Raw genomic sequence first — 21,092 nt, 5'->3', positions numbered from 1 at the left:
CCGGCCGGCCCTCAGCCGGGGAAGCGCCCCGTGGAGCGCAGCCGCCAGCGGCGCTCGGCGTAGGCGAGGTCGTCCCGCCACAGCCGCCCCGCCGCCGCCCGCACCAGCGGACGAAGGAGGGGGGCCGCACGGCGGGCGACGGCGAAGCCCGGCCGGTCCGAGGCGGCCATCACGGCCTCGACGACCGCCGTGCGCGGCCGGCCCCGCTCGTCGGGCCCGAGCGGCGTGGCATGGGTCTCGACCACGGACCCCCGCCCCTCACCCTCGGTGATGTGCATGACGACCGTACGCGGTTCGGGGGCCGTGAACACCGCCCGCACCGGTACGACCAGGCGTCCCGCCACCTTGAAGGAGACGTCGACGGTGAAGGCGTCGTCGGCGCCCGCGCCGTCGGGCGATCCGACCACCGTCAGATCCACGAACGAGTACGGGTGGAACCAAGCGCCGTGCCACGGGTCCAGCCGGTTGGCCATGACATCCTCGGTCTCGCACACACCCAGCCCGGTGTAGACGGCCGTCAGCGCACGCGCCCGCTCGGGCCTCGGCGCGACGACCGGCGCGTCCAGCGGCGCCTCACCGCCGGCCTCGTCCAGCCGCACCCACACCAGGACGCCGTCGTCGTGCACCGGCAGGGGGGACCAGCCCGCGGACGGGCCCCCGTCCAGGGCGAGCCCGTGCCAGTGGCAGACCAGGGTGCCGCAGCGCACGGGACTGTCCCGCAACGGTGCGCCGAGATGGGGGCAGATGCCGGGACCGCCCACGGGACGGCCGTCGGCGCCGCGCCAGACGACCACCTCCTGCCCCGCCACGGTCCGCGCGAGCGGCCGGTCGGCGCGCAGGGCGCGGGAGGCACCGACCACGTACCAGTTGCCGGACGGACGGGCCAGGGCCCGCTTCAGGGCCTGTGCGATCACCGCGGGCCTGGCCTCCCGCCAGGTGGGCCGCGGACGCTCCCACGGCACCGGGCGCCGCCGCAGCGACAACGGCAGCCGGCCGCGCCGGCCGGGCGGAACGGGGTTCACGCGACCCCCTTCGCGACCGGCGGGCACGAGGTGCCGCGCACGGCGGGGCTGAGCGGGCTCGGCGCCGCGGGACGCCCCGGCCGGCGCCGCGCCGCCAGCCGGGCGGCGAACACCCGGACCAGCCCGTCGGCGGCGACCGCGGCCCGGCGCCGCTGCCCGACCGCCGCACGGCGGTGCAGCACCGCGTACCCGTCCCGGGCGACCGCGTCCAGGATGCCGCCGTACAGGACGAACGCGGTACGGATGCACGGGCGGGACACCGGATCCAGCATCGCCAGGCCGGGCGCCGCCTCCCGGTAGACGCCGCGGGTCAGCGCCTCGAACTCACGCAGCGCGCCCGTGATGCGGCGGTCGTGCCGCCCGGTGTCCCGGCTCCACCGCAGCAGATCCCGGTCGACTCCGTGACCGGCGAGCAGATCGGCGGGCAGATAGACGCGCCCCCGGTCCAGGTCCTCTCCCACGTCGCGGAGGAAGTTGCTCAGTTGGAAGGCGACGCCCAGGGCGGCGGCGTACGGCGCGGCCTCCTCGCGCGCAACGACCGTCCCCAGCACCGGCAGCATCTGCAACCCGATCACCGCGGCCGAGCCGTGCGTGTAACCGCGCAGGTCGGCATAGGTGGCGTAGTCGGTCACCACCAGGTCCGCGCTCATCGCCGACATGAAGTCCCGGAAATGGGCGTGCTCGATGCCGTAGCGGCGTGCGGTGTCGGCGAGCGCCAGGACCACCGGCTCGCGGCCGTGTCCGTCGCGCAGCCCCCGGTCCAGGCTCCGCCGCAGCTCCCCCAGCACCTGGCCGCGCCGCTCGGTGTCCACACCGGGGTCGAGGGAGTCGACGATGTCGTCGGCCCAGCGGGCGAAGCCGTACAGGGCGTGCACGGCGGGCCGGCGCTCGACCGGCAGCAGCCGGGTGGCGAGGAAGTAGGTCTTGCCGTGCCGGGCGTTGAGCGCGCGGCAGTGGTGGTAGGCCGCGCGCAGCGCCGGATCGCCGATCCCCGCCGCGTCCAGTTCACGGTCCGTCATACGGTGCTTTCCTCCAGGGGCTGGGGCGGGGTGCGTGGCCGGGTGGGCGCGGGGCGCGGCAGGCCGGTGATCCGCGCGGCGGCGAGCTTCCCGGACACCAGTACGGTCGGCACGCCGACGCCCGGTGTCGTGCCGCAGCCGGCGAGGACGGCGTTCTCGGTGCCCCGCACCAGGTTGCGCGGGCGGAACGGTCCCGTCTGGGCGAAGGTGTGGGCGGCCGAGAAGGGCGTCCCGGCGGCGTGGCCCGCGGCTCGCCAGGTGGCCGGGGTGACGAGGCACTCCTCCTGGACGGCGGCCCCGATGCCGTCCAGGCCGCGCCGTTCCAGCTCCCGCAGCAGCGTCTGCCGGTAGCGGGGGCCGAGTTCGCCCCACGCGACGGCGTCCGGCCCGATGTCGGTGTTGGGGCAGGGCGCGAGGACGTAGTGCAGGTGCCGGCCCGGGGGAGCGAGTCCGGGATCGGTGGCGGTGGGCCGGGTGATGAGCAGGGAGGGATCGCTCATCAGCCGCCCGGTGCGGGTGAGTTCGTCGAACGTGGTGCGCCAGGCCGCGCCGAAGGAGATGGTGTGGTGGGCCAGTTGTGGCCAGGTGCGGTCCGTTCCCAGGTGGAGCACCACGGCGGACGGCGAGTGGCGCAGGCGCACCGGGCGGCGGGGGCGGCGGCCGAGGAGCCGGTAGGCGACCGGGAGGTCCGGGGTGAGGACCACGCTGTCGCAGGGGATGCGCTCCTGGCCGGTGACGACGGCGGTGACGCGCGCCCCCGAGCGTTCCAGCCGGAGCACCTCCTGCCCGTACCGCAGGTCGGCGCCCGCGTCGGCGGCGGCGTCCGCCATGGCCCGCGGCAGGGCGTGCATGCCGCCCCGGGGGAAGTACACGCCGGCGACGGTGTCCATGTAGGCGATGACGGCGTACGCGGCCAGGGCGCGGGCGGGCGGCACCCCCGCGTACAGGGCCTGGAAGGAGAACACCCGGCGCAGCCGCTCGTCGGTGAGGAAACGCCCGATCCGGGCATCCAGCCGGCCGAAGCCGCCGAGTGCGGCCAGCCGGGCCAGGTCGGGGGTCAGCAGGTTGAGCGGGGAGTCGAAGTTGGCGTCGATGAACCGGCGCATCTGCGCCCGGTACAGCTTCTCCAGCCAGTCGCGCAGCCGTCGGTAGCCCGCCGCCTCGCGGGCCCCGGCGAACCGTTCCACCTCCGCCGCCATCGCGTCGGCGCCGGTGTGCACGTCGAGGGTGGCGCCGTCCGCGAAGCGGGCCCGGTAGGCGGGGTGCAGGGGCACCAGGTCGACCCGCCGGTACAGGCTGTCACCGACGGCCGCGAAGGCCTCGTCGGCCAGGTCGGGCATGGTCAGCACGGTCGGGCCGGTGTCCATCCGGTAGCCGCCCAGGTCGAGACGTCCGGCCCGGCCGCCGGGCAGCGGGTCCCGCTCGACGACGGTGACGCGGCGTCCGGCGCCCAGCAGGTGCAGCGCGGCCGACAGCCCGGCCAGGCCGGCTCCCACGACCACGACGTGATCGCTGGGCCCGGGCAGCGTACGCGTCATCGTCCGCACTCCTTCGCACCCGAGCCGGCCAGCAACGCCGACACGGACACGCCCGCACCGTCCCCGGGTCGCGGACCGCAACCACCGGGCCGCACGGGCTCCGGCCCGCCGCCCGCGCATACCGGTCCGTCGCCCGCGGACGGCCGCGGTGGCCCGCCGTCCGCCGATACCGGCCCGCCGTCCGCCGATACCGGCCCGCCGTCCGCCGATACCGGCCCGCCGTCCCCGGAAGCCGACCCGCCGTCCGCACCCGGCGGCGGTGGCCCGCCGCCCGTCGGTCTCGGGCTGTCGGCCGCGGTGGCGAGCAGGTGGCGGAGCCGGGTGCCGGGCTCGTGTTCGAGGCGGGCATCGTCGAGGTGGTGCAGGCCCTGGGCGATCAGCCGGCCGATCCTCGCCTCGACCGTCGCCCGGGCGCCCGTGCCGGTGAGCACCTCCCGTACCCGGTCCAGATCAGGCCCCGCCAGGCCCGCGTCGCCCAGCGAGCGGCGCAGGACGCTCAGGGAGGAGTGGTCGCCGGTGGTCTCGGCGCGCACCCGGGCCAGAGCGACCAGATACGTCGGTTTGCCCTCGCGGATGTCACCGCCACAGGGTTTCCCGGTCCGCCGGGGGTCACCGAAGACGTCGTCCAGGTCGTCCCGTAGCTGGAACGCCATGCCGGCACAGCGGCCGGCCGAGCGCAGCGCGCGCGTCGTGGCGTCGTCCGCGTCCGCCAGCGCGGCGCCCAGGGCCAAGGGCCGTTCGACGGAGTACCGGGCGCTCTTGAGACAGGCCGCCCGCAGGGCCCGGGACAGGGAGTACGCGCCCGTGATCTGCCCCTGTACGTCGAGATACTGACCGGCCACCATCTCCGTGCGCATGTCGCTCCACAGGCGGCGCACGGCGGACGCCCGCACCGGGTCGAGCGGTGTCTCGGCCACCAGGTCGTCCGACCAGGCGAGCGCCAGATCGCCGGCCAGCAGCCCGGCCGCCTCCCCGAAGCGGCTGACGCGCCGGGGGGAGGCCGCCCCGGTGTACTGGGCGCTCAGCTCGGCGTGCAGCGCCGGCCGGCCGCGGCGACGGGCCGAGCCGTCCATCACGTCGTCGTGCACCAGGGCGCAGGTCTGCAGGAGTTCGAGCGCGGCGCCGATCCGCAGGGCCGCTCCCACCAGCGGCTCCCCGGCGCCGCCGCAGGCACGCAGCGACCACCACAGCAACTGGGAGCGGGCCCGTTTGCCCCCGGTCCGGGTGAACCGTACGACCCTCCCGGCCAGTTCCTCGGCGAACAGGACGTCCATGGCGCGGGCGCGGGCGACCCGGTCGGCCAGGAAGAGGTCCAGTACCCGGCCCACGGCGGCGGGCACGTCCGCGTCGACGACGCGCGCGTCCCCCGGGTCCGGCGGGATCGAGCCACGGGCCTCGCCGGTTGCGCCGTCCGGGCGCACCCGGACGGGGGAACCCGACAGCGGCACCGGGCGCGGGACGGGTGGCGGTGCGACCGCATGGTGTTCCTTCGCCTGTGTGGGGCGCATCCCGGTTCCTCTCGTCCTGATCACAGAGCAGTTCGTCACCACGTCTTCGGCGTGGGGGCCGGACGCGGATGCGGTACGGGCCGAGGCGTGACGGACCGCTTGTGACGATGCCTTCCACATCCCTCACGCACCGTGGCCGACGCGTGTCGCATACGAGTGACCCGCATCCGTTCGGGCACCTGGGCGGGAACAGGGGCAGGGTGCGCGACGCGTACCCGGACCCGCAGCACGGAAGGAGCCGTCGTGGTGGAGGCGGAGGTGGCCGTCGTCGGGGCGGGAGCCGCGGGCCTGTCCCTGGCCCACCGGCTGGCCGGACACGCGCCGGGACCGCGCACGCCGTCCGTCGTCCTGGTCGACGCGCCGCCCGGCCCGCTGCGCCCACCCCGCCGCACCTGGTGCTTCTGGGGGGCGGGCCGTGGCCGTTTCGACGCGGCGGTGACGGCGTCCTGGCAGCACCTGCGGGTACGGCCGCCGGCGGGACGCCCGCTCGAAGGGGACCTCGGGCCGCTGCGGTACAAGATGATCCGCTCCGACGACTTCGAGGAACTGGTCGGCAGGGACCTGGCGCGCAGCCCCCGCGTACGACGGCTGGAGGCAGCCGTCGAGACGGTGGAGGACGTGCCCGCCGGGGCCCGCGTCCGGCTCCGGAACACCGACGGCACACCACAGGTCCTCGACGCCCGCTGGGTGTTCGACTCCCGGCCGCTCGGCAGCCTGCCCGCCGCCCGCACCACCCTGCTCCAGCACTTCCACGGCTGGTTCGTCCGCACCGCCGCCCCGGTCTTCGACGCCGCCACCGCGGACCTGATGGACTTCCGCACCCCTCAGCCCGCCGACGGCCTGTCGTTCGGCTACGTACTGCCCACCGGACCGCACGAAGCCCTAGTGGAGTACACCGAGTTCTCACCGCGGCTCCTCACCGACAGCGGGTACGAGGCGGCGGTACGGCAGTACACGCACGACGTACTGCGGCTCGGCGACCTACAGGTCCTCGCCACCGAGACCGGGGTCATCCCGATGACGGATGCCCCGATGCCACGTCAGGTCGGCGCCTCGGTCTTCCGTATCGGCGCCGCCGGCGGCGCCACCCGCCCGGCCACCGGCTACACCTTCTCCGGCCTGCAACGCCAGACGCGGGCTGTCGCCGCGGCTCTGCGCCGCGGACGCCGGCCGGTGCCGCCCCCGGCCCACTCCGCCCGCTCGCGCGCCATGGACGCCGTACTGCTGCGCGCCCTGGCCAGCGGCCGGGTCGACGGACCCGCCCTGTTCTGCGGGCTGTTCCGCCACGTGCCCATGCCCACGCTCCTGCGGTTCCTCGACGGGCGCACCCACCTGCGCGAGGACCTGGCCATCGGCCTGCGCACCCCGATCGGTCCGATGCTGCGCTCGGCGTGCGAACTGCCGGGGCCTGCCCCGCCGCCCCTTCGACTGACCACCCACCCCGCCCCCCTCCACCCGGCCCGCTCGTTCCGCCGCCCCTCGGACCGACCCGCCCGTCCAGCCGCCCTGCCCGACCGACCCCGCCGCCCCTGGAGACCGCATGACCCTGCTGCGTGACGCGGACCTCGCCGCCGCGTTCGACCACGCCGCCCGCAGCTACGACACGCTGGTGGCCGCCAACCCCGGCTACCACGCCCACCTGAGGCGCTCGGTACGCCGTCTGGGCCTGCCCGGGCACGGCGCGGGCCTGCGCCTGCTGGACCTCGGCTGCGGCACCGGCGCCTCGACGGCCGCTCTCCGCTCCGTCCTGCCGGCCGCGCACATCACCGCCGTCGACGCCTCCGCCGGCATGCTGGGCCGGGCCGCCGCCAAGCCCTGGGCCGACGAGGTGACCTTCGTGCAGGCTCCGGCGGAAGGCCTGGCCTCGGCCGGGGTGAGCGGCCCCTTCGACGCGGTCTTCGCCGCCTACCTCTTCCGCAACGTGTCCGACCCCGACGCCGTCCTCGCCACCGCCCGCGACCTGCTCGCGCCCGGCGGCCGGCTCGGCGTGCACGAGTACACGCTGAGCGGCCGCCGCGCCGACCGCGCCGTGTGGACGCTGGTGTGCCGCGGCCTCGTCCAGCCCACGGCGTCCGCTCTCGGCGACGGCGAGTTGTACCGTCATCTGTGGCGCAGCGTCGTGGAGTTCGACACCGCCGAGCGCTTCGCGGGCCGCGTCCGCGCGGCCGGCTTCGAGCACGTCCGGGCCCTGCCCCTGCCGGGCTGGCAGACGGGCATCACCCACACCTTCGTCGCCCGCCGCCCGGAGTCCGCGCAGGGCCCGGAGTCCGCCCGCCGTCCGGGGTCCGTGCAAGGTCCGGAGTCCGCTCGCCGTCCGGAGGCCGCGCAAGGCCCGGAGAGCGCCCGCGCTCCGCAGACCGCCCGCCATCCGAAGACCACGCGATGACGCAAGACCACGCGATGACGCAAGACCACGCGATGACGCGAGACCATGCGATCACCGGAGAGTACGCAATGAGCGCAGACCGCGCGATGACCGGAGCCAGGAACCCGGACGGCGCCCGCCGCGGCCGGGACCGGCGGGCCCGGATGCTCCCGGCGGCCCCCGGGACGCGGCGCGTGGACGGCGCCCGGCCCACCACGGCCGTCATCGGCGGCGGCATCGCAGGTCTCGCCGCAGCCACGGCACTCGCCGAGCGCGGCGTCGGCGTGACGCTCTACGAGAGCCGGCCCTACCTCGGCGGGCGGGTCGGCGGGTGGCCCACCACGCTCCGGGACCGCACGCCGGTGACCATGAGCCGGGGCTTCCACGCCTTCTTCCGCCAGTACTACAACCTGCGCGGGTTGCTCCGCCGTACCGATCCTGGCCTGCGGCGGCTGACCGGTCTGCCGGACTACCCGCTGCTGCACGCCGGCGGGCTGCGGGACAGCTTCCGCCATGTCCCGCGCACCCCGCCGTGGAGCGCGCTCGGTTTCGTCGCGCTCAGCCCCTCCTTCGGCCTGCGGGACCTGGGCGCCATGGACCCGGTCGCGGCCCTGCCGCTGCTCGATGTGCGCGTCCCCGGCATCTACGGCCAACTAGACCGCACCAGCGCCCACGACTTCCTGCACGCCGTGCGCTTCCCCGAGAAGGCCCGGCACCTGGCGTTCGAGGTGTTCTCGCGGAGCTTCTTCGCCGACCCCCGGCAGCTCTCGGCGGCCGAGATGGCGCTGATGTTCCACATCTACTTCCTCGGCTCCGCCGAGGGCCTGCTGTTCGACGTGCCCCGCGCGCCCTTCCCCGCCGCCCTGTGGCACCCGCTGGCCCGCTACCTGGAGGGGCACGGCGCCGAGGTGCGTACCGGCTCGGCCGTCGAACACCTCGCACCGGGGCGGGACGGCGGCTTCCTGGTCACCACCGACCGCGACGACCGGTACCACGACAGCGCCGTCCTGGCCCTGGACAGCGCGGGCCTGCGCGCCCTCGTGGCCCGGTCGGACCGGCTGGGCGACGCGCATTGGCGCGAGCGGATCGCACGGCTGCGCAACGCCCCGCCGTTCCTGGTCACCCGGCTGTGGCTGGACCGGCCCGTGGCACCCGGCCGCCCGGGATTCCTGGGCACGAGCGGCTTCGCGACCCTGGACAACATCAGTGTGCTGGAGCGGTGGGAGGACGAGGCCGCCCGCTGGGCCGCGCGCACCGGGGGATCCGTGGTGGAACTGCACGCCTACGCGGTCCCGCCGCAGGCGTCCCGGGACGTGGAGGAGAAGCGCCTCATCGAGCAGATGCACCGCGTCCACCCCGAGACGCGTGCGGCCACGATCGTCGACGTGCGCCACGAGTGGCGCGAGGACTGCCCGCTGTTCCCGGTGGGCGGCTACCACGACCGTCCGACCGTCCGCACCCCGGACCCACGTCTGATGGTGGCGGGCGACCTGGTCCGCACCGACCTGCCCGTGGCGCTCATGGAACGCGCCGCGACGACCGGCTTCCTGGCCGCGAACGCGCTGCTGGAACGGTGGGGCGTGCGGGGCCAGACGCTGTGGACGGTGCCGGATCGCGGCCGGAGTGCCGTGCTGCGGAGCCTGGCCGGGTGGGCCGGGAACAGCGCACGTCACAAACGCGACCTCCGGCCGGGAGCGGGCTCGCCCCACCCGGCCGGAGAGTGACAGGATGACGGGATGCAGTGGGAGTCAGGGGCGGTCGTGCGGGTCACCCGCCACCGTCGTGTCTTCGAGGTCACGGTGCGCGGAGAGATGGACTACGACGAGTGCGACCTGCTCGGCGCCGCCTGGGACGAGGCCGACGACTGCGGCCTGCCGGCCACTGTGGTGGATCTCACCGGTCTGACCTTCGGCGACAGCCAGTTGCTCCGCTCCCTCCTCGACGCGCACCAGCGCCACCAGGCGGACGGCCGCGCGTTCGTCCTCCTGGGCCCGCTCCAGGCCGGCGTCGACCGCCTGCTCACCATCAGCGGCACCCGCGAGCACTTCACCGTCACCGACTCCCGTGAGGCGGCACTGCGCACCACGGACGGCTGACGGCCCGTCAGGTCCGCCTCCTGGAACCTGATCACCGCCGAAGACGCATGAGTGGCCTACGACCGGGTAGCCGGGCCCCATCAACACGTCGCCCGGACCGGGCGGCACAGGTACCCGGGAGGGGAACACCTTGACGGCAGTGAGCGTGGCGAAGACGGACAGGCGTGCGACGGCCCATGCGGTCGGGCTGCCGGAGGTCGCGGATCCCACGGCTGTGGCTCCTCGGGATGCGCGGGAGCTGTCGAAGGTGTTCTTCGATGAGCTGGCGGTGCTGGAGGAGGGTACGGCGGAGTTCCAGTACGCGCGGAACACGTTGATCGAGATGAACATGTCCTTGGTCCGGTTCGCTGCGGCGCGGTTCCGCAGTCGGGGGCCGGAGGAGATGGAGGACATCGTTCAGGTGGGGATGATCGGTCTGATCAAGGCGATCGACCGGTTCGAGTTGACGCGTGAGGTGGAGTTCACGTCGTTCGCGGTGCCGTACATCGTGGGGGAGATCAAGCGGTTCTTCCGGGACACGTCGTGGGCGGTGCATGTGCCGCGGCGTCTTCAGGAGGCGCGGGTGGTTGGCGCGGGCGACGGAGGAGTTGCGGAGCCGGCTGGGGCGGACGCCGACGGTGCGTGAGCTGTCGGAGTTGATGTGTCTGTCGGAGGAGGAGGTCGTTGAGGCGCGGCTGGCGGCCAACGGCTACAACTCGGCTTCGCTGGATGCGGCGATCGGTGGCAGTGAGGACGGTGAGAGTGCGCTGCAGGACTTCATCGGGACGGAGGACGCGGCGCTGGGGCTGGTGGAGGACTTCCATGCGCTGGCTCCGATGATCGCGGAGCTGGAGGAGCGGGATCGGGTGATCCTGCATCTGCGGTTCGTGGAGGAGTTGACCCAGGCGCAGATCGGTGAGCGTCTCGGTGTCTCCCAGATGCATGTCTCGCGGCTGCTGTCGCGCACCCTCAAGCGCCTGCGCGAGGGAATGCTCACGACCCGCTGAGTTCCCTTCGTCATAGTCAGGGGCATGGAGCCCGACAAGACGGGTATAGGCGGCCAAGTGAAGGTAGTGAAGGCGGCTTCCACGGTGTGCGGTCTCCGCGCCGACCGTGCACGGGACATGGCCCCCGAGTCGATACAGGCCGGCGCGGCGCTCGACGGAGGTGTCGGCTGCATCGCCGAGGCGCGGCGCCGGGCCGCCGCGTTCCTTACGCACGCGCAGCGGGACCGCGGCGTCCCGGTCTCCGCCCGCGCGTTCGACCTGACCCAGTTGGTCGTCAGCGAACTGGTCACCAACTCCTGCAAGTACGCGCAGGGACCGATCCTGATGGACCTGCGCATCACCGGCGCCCTGGTCGAGGTGTCCGTGTGGGACTCCGACCACGTGCTGCCGGTGGCCCGTGCGGCCGAGCCCGGCCGGGTCGGCCAGCACGGCCTGGAGATCGTCCTGGCCGTCGCCGAGGCCTTCGAGGCGCAGCGCGAGCCGGTGGGCAAGAGGATCACCGTCCGTCTCGCCCTCACGGACGGCGGGCCGGCCGGACACGCGGCCAGGTAGGGCTAGGCCGAGTCTCCTCGGCGGGGGCCGCGTGGCCGGTGCGGGCACGCGGCCCCGACCCGTACCCGGAGGCGGCCGGTCTCCGCTCGGCGTGCGGAATCCGCCTCTGCTGTGGTTCCGGACAGGAAGTCGCGCACTCTTTTCTCCCCGCCGTACGGCCGCTCCCAGCAGGGCTCCCGCCCCGGAGCGCCGCCTGAGACCGCGTGAAGCGGCTTGCGCCTGACACCAGGATGGGGAACTGTTGCCGTAAGGCATCTATTTCCCATGGCAGGAAGGTGGTGGGGCGCGCACGCTGCGTGCCCCTGCTTGTGTGCGCTTTCCGCGGCTTCTCAGCCGCCCCGCGCGACGCCGCCGCCAGTGTCGGTGCGACGTGGGGCGACGCCCCCTGCCCCGTCCTGGTCGTCGACCGGCACGGCGGCCTCGTGCAGCTCAACCGGGCCGCCCGGTCGCTGCTGCCGGACGCCTGCGACGGTGACCGGCTCCATGACATCGTGCCGGTCTGGCTGTCCGACGCCCACCGGCACATCGCCGGCGGGCAGCCCGATCGCCCCCGCGGCCCCGTGAGCGGTGCCATCGACGGACGCGTCTTCGAGGCGCATCCCTCGCCCGCCGCCGACGGGGACGTGGTGTGGTGGCTGGTCGACGACACCGAGCGCCGCCTGGCGGAACAGGCCCTGCGCAGCGCCCGGGAACGGTCCACCGTCCTGGCGGAGGTGTCGAGCAGGCTCCTGTCCACCCTGAACGTGCCGCGCTGCATGGAGGTGGTCGCCGACACGGCCGCCGAGTACCTCGCCGAGGCCGCCGTGCTCGTCGCCCCGCCGCAGGGACGGCGCCACCACCTGACGTACGCACGGCGCGGCGGGCCCGTCACCCGGATGACCCGGACCGTCGATGCGCACGGCGTACCCGGTCTCAGCGAGGCGCTCCAGGGCTTCCCGCCCGTTCCGGCGCGCTGGATCAACCCCGACGACATCCCGGACTGGCTGGTGCCCGAGGGCTTCCCGGGAGCGGTCGGCTCCGTCATCGTCGCCCCCCTGCCCGGCCACGGGGTACCCGCCGGAGCGCTGATCCTGCTGCGTTCCGGCACCGAGAAGTCCTTCTCCGACGGGGAGGAGGTCTTCGCCCGGCTGTTCGCCGCCCGGGCGGGCGCCGCCCTGTCCGCGGCCCGGCTGTACACCGAGCAGGCCGCCATCACGGCCACGTTGATGCAGGAACTGCTCCCGCCCGCCCTGGGCCGGGTCCACGGGGTGGAGTACGCCGCCGCCTACCGCCCGGCCAAGGACCACGAACGGGTCGGCGGGGACTTCTACGACTTCCACCCCGGCGCCGACTCCTCCCAGGAGAGCCTCGTCGTCCTCGGCGACGTCGCGGGCAAGGGCCTGGACGCGGCCGTGCTGACGGGCAAGATCCGCAACACCCTGCACGCGCTGCTGCCCCTCGCGGCCGACCACCACCGGGTGCTGAGCCTGCTCAACGGTGCCTTACTGACCTCGCACCACACCCGGTTCGTCACGCTCGTGCTGGGCTCGGTGTGCCGTCGGGGCGGCCGGACAGAGCTGCGGCTGACCGGCGCCGGACATCTTCCGCCGTTCGTCGTCCGCAACAACGGCCAGGTGGAGGAGGTCCGCACCCACGGCACCCTCGTCGGCGCGCTGCCCACGGTGACGGCCCGCACCGTCGAGACGACGCTCGCGCCGGGGGAGACCTGCCTGCTCTACACCGACGGCATCACCGAGGCCCGCGGCGGACCGGTGGGCGACGAGTTCTTCGGGGAGCACCGGCTCAGGCGGGCGCTGGGGGAGTGCGCGGGCATGCCGGCGGAAGCCGTCGTGGAACGCGTCCAGATGCTCGCCACCCAGTGGCTCGGCACCGGCCGGCACGACGACATGGCCGTCCTCGCCATCAGCGCGCCCAGGACCGGCCCCCTGTCGTTGGTCGACGGCACGGCCCGGCATCCGCGTCCCAGGAGGAGCAGGTGATCCACCCCGCAGGGGCGGACGAGTGCCGCGACCGGCTGTGGGAAGCCGTCACGGCCGGCGACGAGTACGACGCCGTGGACGTCGTCCGGGAGGCTCTGGCCGACGGACTCGGCGAAGAGGCGCTGCTGTTGGACGTGATCGCCCCGGTGCAGGCGAAGGTCGGCACCGAATGGGCCGCCGACCGCCTCACCGTCGCGCAGGAGCACGCCGCGACCGCCGTCAACGAACGGGTGGTCGCCGTCCTGGCCCACCCGCCGCGGACCGGGCGGACCGGCCGGACCTCGCGGGGCCGGGTGACCGTCGGCTGCGTGGACGGCGAGTGGCACGCCTTCCCGGCCCGGCTGGTGACGGAGGTGTTGCGCCTGCGCGGCTGGCAGGTGGACTACCTCGGCGCCCAGACGCCCACCCCCCACCTCATCGCCCATCTGCACCACACCGATCCGCAGGCCGTGCTGCTGTCCGGCTCGCTGCCCACCCACCTGCCCACCGCCCACACGGCCATCACCGCCTGCCAGGCCGTCGGCGTCCCGGTCATCGCCGGAGGCCGCGCCTTCGGCCCCGACGGCAGATACGCCAGGGCGCTGGGAGCCGACCGGTGGGCGGTGGACGCCCGCGGCGCGGCGGACGTACTGGCGGGCGGCCTGCCCCGGCCCGCCCCGACGGCGGTGCGGCAGGCGGTCGACGACCTGCCCCACCTGGCCGACCAGGAGTACACGATGGTCGTCCGCTCCCGCGGCCGGCTGGTGAAACAGACCCCTCATCGACCTGGAGGACCGTTTCCCCGCGGTGCGCGCCTACACCGACGTGCAGCGGGAGCGGACGGCGGAGGACGTCGCCCACGTCGTGGACTTCCTGGCCACCGCCCTCTACGTGGACGACCCCGAGGTGTTCACCGCGTTCCTGACGTGGACCGCCGACATCCTGCGGGCACGCGGGGTGCCCGCGCACTCCCTGCCGGCGGGGCTGGACGTCCTGGCCGGGCGGCTGCGCGACTTCCCCCGCACCCTGGGGCTGCTGCGCGAGGGGAGCCTCGCGCTACGCACCCCCTCCACCGACCCCGCTCCCGGATCCGACACGCGCGTATGACCGGGCCCGCCACCCACCGGATTCAGCCTGGAGATCACCGGCGAGCCGGCCGTGTGGAGCGTGCACATCGCGCGCGAGCTGGAGTACGACACCAGTGACGACCTGGTGGACGCGGTGGCCGGACATCTCCGGGGTCGCCCGCGGCCCAGCGCGACCCGGGCCGGCCTCCCCTGAACGGACCCCTTCCTCCCGGCGCCGCGACGGGCCCCGCGGCCGACGCCGGACGGTCCTGGCCGCCCCCGCCCTGAGAAATTTCCGGCGCCCCCTCCGCGGCGTTTCCGCTGCTCGAGCCCCGGTTGTCGGGCGCACTCGGGCCGTCCCGGCCGAGAAGTGCGCCACAGGCACCGCAGATCGTCCGGGGCTCGGGGTACACGGATGACAGGACGACTCCTGTACATCCGCCGAGGGGCTGTCCGGTCCATATAGTTGCCGTTTGACAACTATAGCTAGGAGGCAAGAAAGTAGCCGTGTCGTATGTACACGGGGAAGGATCTGGGATGCTCCGGTCATCGGAGGCCGCTCCGTGTGCGCGCCACCGTCCAGGACGAGCAGTGCCGGCCCGCCGGCCGGTTCAGGCGGTCCGGCTCCCGTGCCCCTGCGTGTCGTCGTGTATCTGCCCGGCGGCCACGGCACAGAACGCTTCCAGCCCCTCCGCGAGCGCGGTCCGCTCGGAGACCGGCATGAGGCCGAGGACCGCCCCGAGTTCCGCCTCCCGGCGGGACCGCAGATCGGCGAGGAAGGCGCGGCCCCGGCCGCTCAGGCGCAGTCGCACCTCGCGCCGGTCGGCCGGGCTGTTCTCACGCTCCACGAAGCCGACGGCCTGCAACCTGTCGAACAGCCGGCTGGTGGACGGCGGTGTCGAGGCCAGCGCCTCGGCGAGCGTGCGCATATTGATGCCGTCCTGGTGCTCGAGGATATGCAGCAGGCGTAGCTGGGACGCGGAGGCCGGCGCGGTCGACGCCCGGCCCCACAGGACTTCCAGCAGCTCCGCGGCCGTTGAGGTCACGCGTGCGATCTCGTCGGGCTCCGGTCGGCGGTGGAAGGAAGTCACATTCACACTCTCGCAGGCACTGGGGTGCCCGCCAGCGTACTAGGCGCGGGTGCCGGCGGCAGATGTCCGGCGCGACCGGCCCACGGTTCGGGAGAACTTCGCCTCCGCGGGAGGCTCACACTTTGTCCGGCGAAAGATTGGTTCACTCCTCATCGTGAAGAGATTCGTCGCCGCTGTACGCGCACTGCGGACAGCGGCCCCCCATGAGTTGCCCGACGCCGCCCGCCGCGTACTGGTCGAACAGTACGCGGCCGATGCCGTCGAACTGTTCATGGCCGACTACAGCCTGACCGTGCTGCAACCGGTGTCCGTGCTGCCGCACACCCTGGAACCGCTGTCGGTGCACAACAGCCCGGCGGGACGCGCGTTCGGCTCCCAGCAGTGCTACAGCGAGAACCTCAGGGACGGACGCGCGCGTCTGCACCTGCCGGTCAGCGTACGCGGCGACCGGATCGGCGTGCTGTCCGTGACCCTGGCCGACGCCGACCACGCGCATACCCATGAGGCCGAACTCTGCGAGATCGCCGAGGTGCTGGGGCGCGAGGTGCTCGTCGCCGAACGTGACACCGACCTGTACCTCCAGGCGCGGCGCAAGGACCGGCTGACCCTGGCCGCCGAGATGCAGTGGCAGCTCCTGCCCGGCCGTTCCTGCTCGCGTTCCGAGTACGACCTGGCCGCGCAGCTCGAGCCCGCCTACGCCATCTTCGGTGACAACTTCGACTGGTCGGCCACCGCCGACCACCTGATGCTGTACGTCACCAACGGCATGGGCGAGGGCATAGAGGCGTCGCTGCTGACGAACCTCGCCATCAACGCCCTGCGCAACGCCCGGCGCGCCGGCATCCCCCTCGCCGACCAGGCCGCCCTCGCCGACCAGGCCGTCTACGCCCACTACCGCGGACGTTGCTACCTGTCCGTTCTGCTCTTCGACTTCGACCTGACGACCGGTCGGGTGCGGGTGGTGGACGCCGGTTCCCCGCAGTTGCTGCGCCTGCGACGCGGTGTCGTGGAGCGTGTCGCCTTCGACGCGCAGCTTCCGCTGGGCATGTTCGAGGAGACCGACTACGTGGCGCAGGAGTTCACGGTCGAGCCCGGGGACCGGCTGCTGTTCGTCAGTGACGGTGTGCACGCGGTGGCCTCGCCCAAGGGGGAGGCCTACGGAGAGGCCGCTCTCGCCCGGGCGATCCAGTCCACCCGGCTGCTGCCCGCGGCCGAGGTGCCGCGCGCGCTCCTGCGTGAGCTGACCGGCCACCGGGGCGAGGCGATGCCGGACGACGACGCGCTGGTGGTCTGCCTGGACTGGCGTGGGAGGCCGGCCGACGGGTGAGCGTGACAGCCTGGCCGCCGGGGCGGTCCGCGCGTCCTCGGCGGCCCGGACCGGCTCCGGGCCGCTTGCCCGCCCGCCGATGAGGCCAGCCTGGACGTCGTGCGGGGCCGGCGGGGTCATCCGTGAGGTGCGGCAGCCCGGGCCTCGCCGCCCGTCATGGTTCGTGCGTGCCGGGATCGTCGCCCCGCGTGGGCCCGTGCCGCTGTGCCCGCAGGAACGCCCGCATGCCCTGGACCAGCGCGGCGCGCTCGGCGGTCCGCATCGCGTCGAGGGTGGTGGCGAGCGCCCGTGCGCGCTCCGCGGCCACCTCGGTGAGCAGGCGCCGGCCGTGGCCCGTGAGGTTGAGCTGCACTTCGCGCCGGCTGTGGGGATGCAGCACGCGCTCCAGCAGGCCGGCCGCCTCCAGACGGTCGCACAGCCGGCTGGCCGTGGGAAGCCCGATGTCCATGCGCTCCGCGAGCCCCGTCAGGTTCAGCCCCGGCGTGGCCTCGAGTATCCGCAGGCCTCGCAACTGGTGCGCCGACAACCGCAGGCTCGCCCGCTGCGCGGCGTCCGACCAGAGCTGGGACAGGCGCTCCACGGCATCGGCGATCTGCGACGCGGTGACTCGGGCGCTGTCCCCCTCCGCGCGTGCCTGGCCGTCTCCGGCATCACCGAGACGAGTCACGAACACATCACTCTCAGGAACCCCTGTACCGGACGGATACCTACCTCACGCACACGCTGTACCCGCCCATCCGCAGGGCAACCGGCGCCGGTCCGCTCCGGTCCGGGACGCGGGTGGCTCCTCCCGCCGGGCACCCGTGCTCGGGGGCGGCACGCCGCGGCCCGGAGCACGGCACAGGTGCCGGGCTCCGGGCCGTCTGCCCGGTGAGGGCTCCCGCACATGGAGCCGTCCGGGTGGTCCGCGTACGAGCGGGACCGCGTCGGGTCCCGTCGGTGTCAGACGCGGTCCGCGTGCACGACCACGGCATGCGAGCCGAGGCCGATCAGGCGCTCTCCGGGGATGTCGCCGAGCGCCGTGTACAGCGTGAGGATCTCACCGGTCACCGGATCGAAGGCGACGTCTCTGACGGTGCCGTGTTCGGTGCCGTGCTCGGTCAGGACCCGGCTGCCGACGGCCTCGCGGTGCTCGGGTGCGTCGTCCGGCCCGGACTGCGCGGTGACGCGCGAGCGTACGATCACGGCGTCGCGCCCGACGGCCTCCACCGCCCTCCAGTCGATGACCTCGGAGCCCTTCGACGCCCCGGACAGGCGCAGGCAGGCGACGCTCCGGGTCCGGGCGTCGATGGTCAGGCCGCTCACCGTGCCCAGGGTCACCGCCTCCTCGGCGGTGACCACCGAAAGACCCTTGGCCTGCGTGAAGAGTGTCATGCCGGGCCTCCTTCGGCTTCGGAGTGTGCGGGGGTGTCCGCGTGCGGCAGCCGCGCGCCCGCCCGGAAGGCCTCCACCTGGCCGCTGAAGCTGGGCAGGTCGGCCGCGGCGAAGTGGCTCGCCCGCGCCGGTACGACCATGGCCTCACCCGAGACGGCCAGGGTCTCCCCACGGGGGATGAAGACGTGACGCCGGTGGCTGTCGAAGTGGTCGTTCGCGGCGATCTCGAAGCCGACGACGCGCCCGCCGGTACCGCCCTCGACCACCACGTCGCGCACGGTGCCGATCGCGGTGCCCTGGTCGGTGAGCACCGGCGCCCCGATCACCTGGCCGCTTCCGGCCGCATGGGACCCGACGACCGCGTCCCGGTCCGCGAGAACGGCCTCGCTCGGGATCATCACCGCCGCGGGCCCCACGGCGTGCACCGCGGAGAAGGGCAGACTCCGCTTCAGCGGTCCGGCCAGCAGTCCCCGGCCACTGAGGGTGAAGCCGATGATCCGGCCCGCCCCGGCGTCGAAGACGGTGTCCTTGATCCGCGCGACCGCGTCGCCGCCCAGGGTCACCACCTCCCGCCCGGTCAGCTCGCGAGCGAGCATCAGCGTGTTCACCGCGGACCTCCTCGACCCGCCCGACGGCCTCCGCGCACCGCGATCACCGTTCCCGAACGGCGTCTGGCCTGCACCGCCAGCGTCGCCGCGGCGATCAGTCCGATCGCCACGATCACCAGGACCACCCAGGCCCACCACACCATCGCCGACCTCCTCAGGGACCGTGTCCCTCGTCGTACCGGGGTTCCCCTGTGCTCCCGCTTGCCCGCAGGGGGACCGCACACGCCTGCCCGGACGGGGGACGCGCTCCCACGGCCCACCGGGCACACGCCTTTCCGGGGCCACGGCCCTCCCGGGGGCACGGCTGCCCGCGCGGGAGCACACGGCACGCCGGCCGATCAGACGGTTGGGCCGCCCCTGCCGAGGGCACCCGGTGACGGCCGTCGGCAGTCCGCTATCCGGAGGCACCAATGGCAGTTCGTCATCGTCTGATCAAGGCCGACCCGGCCGCGGTGTGGGAAGTCCTCGCCGACGGCAACCGATACGCCGACTGGGTGGTGGGCACCGGCGACTCCTGGCCGAGAGAGGGACAGTGGCCGCAACTCGGCGCGTCCATCGAGTACGAGATCCGGCTGGGCCCGATGCGGCTCACCAACCGGACGATCGTACGGCACTGCGAGGAGGGCACCCGCCTGGAACTGGAGATCATGGCGGGATACCTCGGCACCGCCCGTTTCTCGATCGAGCTGCGGGAGTGGGGCGAGTACTGCCTGGTCATCGCGGACGAGCACCCCCTGCAGGGGGCCGGAGCCGTTCTGCACAACGTCGGCGTCGAGGCGCTGATCCAGATGCGCCACCGCTCCATGCTCGCCCGGCTCGCCCGGCTCTGCGAGGACGTCGCCCAGCGGCGCCCCGCGGCCTCCGCCCGGCAGGCCCGCACCGGGGAGGCACCCGGTCATGCCTGACGCCGTGGTGATCGGAGCGGGCCCCAACGGGCTCGTAGCCGCCAACGTGCTGGCGGACGCCGGGTGGAGCGTCCTGGTGATCGAGGAACAGCCGGAGCCGGGTGGCGCGGTCCGCCACGACCGGGGCGTCCATCCCGACTTCGTCAACGACCTCTTCAGCTCCTTCTACCCGCTGGCCGCCGCGTCCCCCGTCCTGTCCGCGCTGCACCTGGAGGAGCACGGGCTGCGCTGGAGCCACGCGCCGAGCGTGCTCGCCCACCCGCTGAGCGACGGCCGCTGCGCCGTCCTGGACCGGGACATCGAGACGACGGCCGCGGCCGCCGAGGCCTTCGCACCCGGCGACGGAGCGGCCTGGCGGCGCCTGTGCGTGCTGTGGGACACCCTGCGTCCGGACCTGCTGGACGCCCTGTTCACCCCGTTCCCGCCCGTCAGGTCCTCGGCCCGGCTGCTGTGGACGCTGCGTGCGGCCGGCGGTCTGCGCACGGCCCGGACCCTCGCCCTGCCGGTGCGCCGGATGGGGGAGGAGGAGTTCCGCGGCGAGGGCGGCCGGCTGCTGCTGGCCGGCAACGCCCTGCACGCCGACCTCGCCCCCGAGTCGACGGGCAGCGGCGGCTTCGGCTGGCTGATGTCCATGCTCGCGCAGTCGTACGGCTTCCCCGTGCCGGCCGGCGGCTCCGGCGCGCTCACCGAGGCGCTCGTGCGGCGGCTGCGCCGGCAGGGCGGAGAGATCCGCTGCGGGGAACGGGTGCAGAACATCGTCATCCGCGGTGGCCGGGCCGTGGGAGTGCGCACCAGCGCCGGTGCGGCGGTGCCCGCGCGCAGAGCCGTACTCGCCGACGTGGCCGTGCCCGCCCTCTACCGGGAACTCGTCGGCGCCGAGCACCTGCCCGCACAGTTGATGGCGGACCTGCTGCGCTTCCAGTGGGACTTCGCCACCTTCAAGGTGGACTGGGCGCTCGACGGCCCGGTGCCGTGGCGGGCCGAGCAGGCCACCCGGGCCGGGACCGTCCACCTGGCCGACGGCCTGGACGAGCTGACCCGCTTCGCCGCGCAGATCGCGCTGCGCCAGGTTCCCGACCGCCCCTTCGCTCTGTTCGGACAGATGACCACCGCGGACTCCTCCCGTTCCCCCGAGGGCACCGAGTCCGCCTGGGCCTACACCCACGTCCCGCACGAGGTCAAGGCGGACGCCGGCGACGAGGGCATCACCGGCGCCTGGGACAGGACCGACCAGGAGCGCATGGCCGACCGGGTGGAACGCCAGGTCGAGCGCTTCGCCCCCGGCTTCCGCTCCCGCATCCGCGCCCGGCGCGTCCTCGCGCCGCCCACCCTGGAGGCACTGGACGCCAACCTGCAAGACGGTGCCATCAACGGCGGCACGACCGCCCTCCACCAGCAGCTCGTCTTCCGCCCCGTCCCCGGAACGGGACGGCCGGAGACCCCCGTGCCGGGCCTGTACCTCGCCTCCGCGGGCGCCCATCCGGGCGGCGGCGTGCACGGCGCTCCCGGAGCCAACGCGGCCCGTGCGGCGCTGCGCTCCCGGCGGGCACCCGGCCTGGCCGGCGTCCAGCGCGTCCTCACCCGCCGTGACCGCACCGGACGCAAACGCTGACGGCCGATCGGTGGACGGCACATCCGGTCACCCGGGGAAACGGGAAGAGACCCGGACACGCCAT

General features: G+C 74.2%; 17 protein-coding genes and 3 pseudogenes. 11 read left to right on the top strand and 9 right to left on the bottom strand.

Annotation, left to right across the window (positions count from 1 at the left end):
• Window positions 1-11: 11 nt before the first annotated feature.
• Genes D9753_RS01905 through D9753_RS01890 form a run of 4 tightly spaced genes read right to left on the bottom strand, consistent with a single transcriptional unit; the run spans window position 12 to window position 5,087 of the window.
• Window positions 12-1,022 carry a DUF5914 domain-containing protein gene (locus tag D9753_RS01905; protein ID WP_121785422.1) on the bottom strand — a complete coding sequence of 337 codons (1,011 nt, stop codon included), beginning with the start codon at window positions 1,020-1,022 and terminating at the stop codon, window positions 12-14.
• A complete protein-coding gene (locus D9753_RS01900; protein ID WP_121785421.1) occupies window positions 1,019-2,041 on the bottom strand; it encodes a phytoene/squalene synthase family protein in 1,023 nt (340 codons plus the stop codon). The genes D9753_RS01905 and D9753_RS01900 overlap by 4 nt, the downstream gene beginning before the upstream one ends.
• Window positions 2,038-3,579 carry a phytoene desaturase family protein gene (gene crtI, locus D9753_RS01895; RefSeq protein ID WP_121785420.1) on the bottom strand — a complete coding sequence of 514 codons (1,542 nt, stop codon included), beginning with the start codon at window positions 3,577-3,579 and terminating at the stop codon, window positions 2,038-2,040. Before crtI ends, D9753_RS01900 begins: the two co-directional genes overlap by 4 nt.
• Window positions 3,576-5,087, bottom strand: coding sequence for a polyprenyl synthetase family protein (locus D9753_RS01890; protein ID WP_163010589.1), 1,512 nt, complete (start codon window positions 5,085-5,087; stop codon window positions 3,576-3,578). The genes crtI and D9753_RS01890 overlap by 4 nt, the downstream gene beginning before the upstream one ends.
• A gap of 243 nt (window positions 5,088-5,330) precedes the next feature.
• Here D9753_RS01890 and D9753_RS01885 point away from each other — a divergent pair.
• The 8 genes and pseudogenes from D9753_RS01885 (at window position 5,331) to D9753_RS01850 (ending at window position 14,151) form a co-directional block, all read left to right on the top strand.
• Window positions 5,331-6,519, top strand: a pseudogene (locus tag D9753_RS01885) (lycopene cyclase family protein).
• Between the two features lie 108 nt (window positions 6,520-6,627).
• Window positions 6,628-7,473, top strand: coding sequence for a class I SAM-dependent methyltransferase (locus tag D9753_RS01880; RefSeq protein ID WP_121785418.1), 846 nt, complete (start codon window positions 6,628-6,630; stop codon window positions 7,471-7,473).
• Window positions 7,474-7,541: 68 nt separating this feature from the next.
• Window positions 7,542-9,176 (top strand): FAD-dependent oxidoreductase, encoded by a 1,635-nt coding sequence (locus tag D9753_RS01875; RefSeq protein WP_394346672.1) that lies wholly within the window; start codon window positions 7,542-7,544, stop codon window positions 9,174-9,176.
• Window positions 9,177-9,188: 12 nt separating this feature from the next.
• Window positions 9,189-9,548, top strand: coding sequence for an STAS domain-containing protein (locus D9753_RS01870; RefSeq protein ID WP_205614028.1), 360 nt, complete (start codon window positions 9,189-9,191; stop codon window positions 9,546-9,548).
• A 145-nt stretch (window positions 9,549-9,693) separates the two neighbouring features.
• Window positions 9,694-10,534, top strand: a pseudogene (locus tag D9753_RS01865) (RNA polymerase sigma factor SigF).
• A gap of 24 nt (window positions 10,535-10,558) precedes the next feature.
• Window positions 10,559-11,086 carry an ATP-binding protein gene (locus tag D9753_RS01860; protein ID WP_394346671.1) on the top strand — a complete coding sequence of 176 codons (528 nt, stop codon included), beginning with the start codon at window positions 10,559-10,561 and terminating at the stop codon, window positions 11,084-11,086.
• A gap of 296 nt (window positions 11,087-11,382) precedes the next feature.
• Window positions 11,383-13,065, top strand: a complete 1,683-nt coding sequence (locus D9753_RS01855; protein ID WP_394346670.1) for a SpoIIE family protein phosphatase — start codon at window positions 11,383-11,385, stop codon at window positions 13,063-13,065.
• A pseudogene (locus tag D9753_RS01850) lies at window positions 13,062-14,151 on the top strand (cobalamin B12-binding domain-containing protein). The gene D9753_RS01855 and the pseudogene D9753_RS01850 overlap by 4 nt, the downstream one beginning before the upstream one ends.
• A gap of 571 nt (window positions 14,152-14,722) precedes the next feature.
• On the opposite strand, the gene D9753_RS01845 reads toward D9753_RS01850, so the two are convergent.
• Entirely contained in the window at window positions 14,723-15,208 is a 486-nt protein-coding gene (locus D9753_RS01845; RefSeq protein WP_240467997.1) for a MarR family winged helix-turn-helix transcriptional regulator, read from the bottom strand.
• Between the two features lie 148 nt (window positions 15,209-15,356).
• Between D9753_RS01845 and D9753_RS01840 the strand changes: the two genes are divergently transcribed.
• Complete coding sequence (locus tag D9753_RS01840; protein WP_121785414.1) at window positions 15,357-16,529, top strand: PP2C family protein-serine/threonine phosphatase; 1,173 nt, start codon at window positions 15,357-15,359, stop codon at window positions 16,527-16,529.
• 154 nt (window positions 16,530-16,683) lie between these two features.
• Here D9753_RS01840 and D9753_RS01835 read toward each other — a convergent pair whose 3' ends face one another.
• The 4 genes from D9753_RS01835 to D9753_RS36295 all read right to left on the bottom strand — a co-directional run bounded on the left by D9753_RS01835 (window position 16,684) and on the right by D9753_RS36295 (window position 18,654).
• A complete protein-coding gene (locus tag D9753_RS01835) occupies window positions 16,684-17,196 on the bottom strand; it encodes a MarR family winged helix-turn-helix transcriptional regulator (protein ID WP_121790836.1) in 513 nt (170 codons plus the stop codon).
• 275 nt (window positions 17,197-17,471) lie between these two features.
• Window positions 17,472-17,903: a PRC-barrel domain-containing protein gene (locus D9753_RS01830; protein ID WP_121785413.1), complete on the bottom strand. Its 432-nt coding sequence runs from the start codon at window positions 17,901-17,903 to the stop codon at window positions 17,472-17,474.
• Window positions 17,900-18,511 (bottom strand): PRC-barrel domain-containing protein, encoded by a 612-nt coding sequence (locus D9753_RS01825; protein ID WP_121785412.1) that lies wholly within the window; start codon window positions 18,509-18,511, stop codon window positions 17,900-17,902. Before D9753_RS01825 ends, D9753_RS01830 begins: the two co-directional genes overlap by 4 nt.
• Window positions 18,508-18,654: a hypothetical protein gene (locus D9753_RS36295; RefSeq protein ID WP_163010588.1), complete on the bottom strand. Its 147-nt coding sequence runs from the start codon at window positions 18,652-18,654 to the stop codon at window positions 18,508-18,510. The genes D9753_RS01825 and D9753_RS36295 overlap by 4 nt, the downstream gene beginning before the upstream one ends.
• Window positions 18,655-18,921: 267 nt before the next feature.
• On the opposite strand from D9753_RS36295, the gene D9753_RS01820 reads away from it, so the two are divergent.
• Both D9753_RS01820 and D9753_RS01815 read left to right on the top strand, forming a co-directional pair.
• Complete coding sequence (locus D9753_RS01820) at window positions 18,922-19,416, top strand: SRPBCC family protein (RefSeq protein WP_121785411.1); 495 nt, start codon at window positions 18,922-18,924, stop codon at window positions 19,414-19,416.
• Window positions 19,409-21,028, top strand: coding sequence for a phytoene desaturase family protein (locus D9753_RS01815; RefSeq protein ID WP_121785410.1), 1,620 nt, complete (start codon window positions 19,409-19,411; stop codon window positions 21,026-21,028). Before D9753_RS01820 ends, D9753_RS01815 begins: the two co-directional genes overlap by 8 nt.
• Window positions 21,029-21,092: the final 64 nt, after the last annotated feature.

This window comes from Streptomyces dangxiongensis (assembly GCF_003675325.1).
In the GTDB taxonomy this organism is placed as follows: Bacteria; Actinomycetota; Actinomycetes; order Streptomycetales; family Streptomycetaceae; genus Streptomyces; species Streptomyces dangxiongensis.
Note: the sequence above shows the minus strand (reverse complement) of the source record. Positions and strands in the feature narration are given on the sequence as shown.

What these genes read in the sequence shown, in the direction of transcription:
- D9753_RS01875 (WP_394346672.1), top strand. Translation starts at nt 7,542, where the DNA reads ATGAGCGCAGACCGCGCGATGACCGGAGCCAGGAACCCGGACGGCGCC.
- crtI (WP_121785420.1), bottom strand. Translation starts at nt 3,579, where the DNA reads ATGACGCGTACGCTGCCCGGGCCCAGCGATCACGTCGTGGTCGTGGGA.
- D9753_RS01890 (WP_163010589.1), bottom strand. Translation starts at nt 5,087, where the DNA reads ATGCGCCCCACACAGGCGAAGGAACACCATGCGGTCGCACCGCCACCC.
- D9753_RS01880 (WP_121785418.1), top strand. Translation starts at nt 6,628, where the DNA reads ATGACCCTGCTGCGTGACGCGGACCTCGCCGCCGCGTTCGACCACGCC.
- D9753_RS01815 (WP_121785410.1), top strand. Translation starts at nt 19,409, where the DNA reads ATGCCTGACGCCGTGGTGATCGGAGCGGGCCCCAACGGGCTCGTAGCC.
- D9753_RS01830 (WP_121785413.1), bottom strand. Translation starts at nt 17,903, where the DNA reads ATGACACTCTTCACGCAGGCCAAGGGTCTTTCGGTGGTCACCGCCGAG.
- D9753_RS01900 (WP_121785421.1), bottom strand. Translation starts at nt 2,041, where the DNA reads ATGACGGACCGTGAACTGGACGCGGCGGGGATCGGCGATCCGGCGCTG.
- D9753_RS01870 (WP_205614028.1), top strand. Translation starts at nt 9,189, where the DNA reads ATGCAGTGGGAGTCAGGGGCGGTCGTGCGGGTCACCCGCCACCGTCGT.
- D9753_RS01860 (WP_394346671.1), top strand. Translation starts at nt 10,559, where the DNA reads ATGGAGCCCGACAAGACGGGTATAGGCGGCCAAGTGAAGGTAGTGAAG.
- D9753_RS36295 (WP_163010588.1), bottom strand. Translation starts at nt 18,654, where the DNA reads ATGGTGTGGTGGGCCTGGGTGGTCCTGGTGATCGTGGCGATCGGACTG.
- D9753_RS01820 (WP_121785411.1), top strand. Translation starts at nt 18,922, where the DNA reads ATGGCAGTTCGTCATCGTCTGATCAAGGCCGACCCGGCCGCGGTGTGG.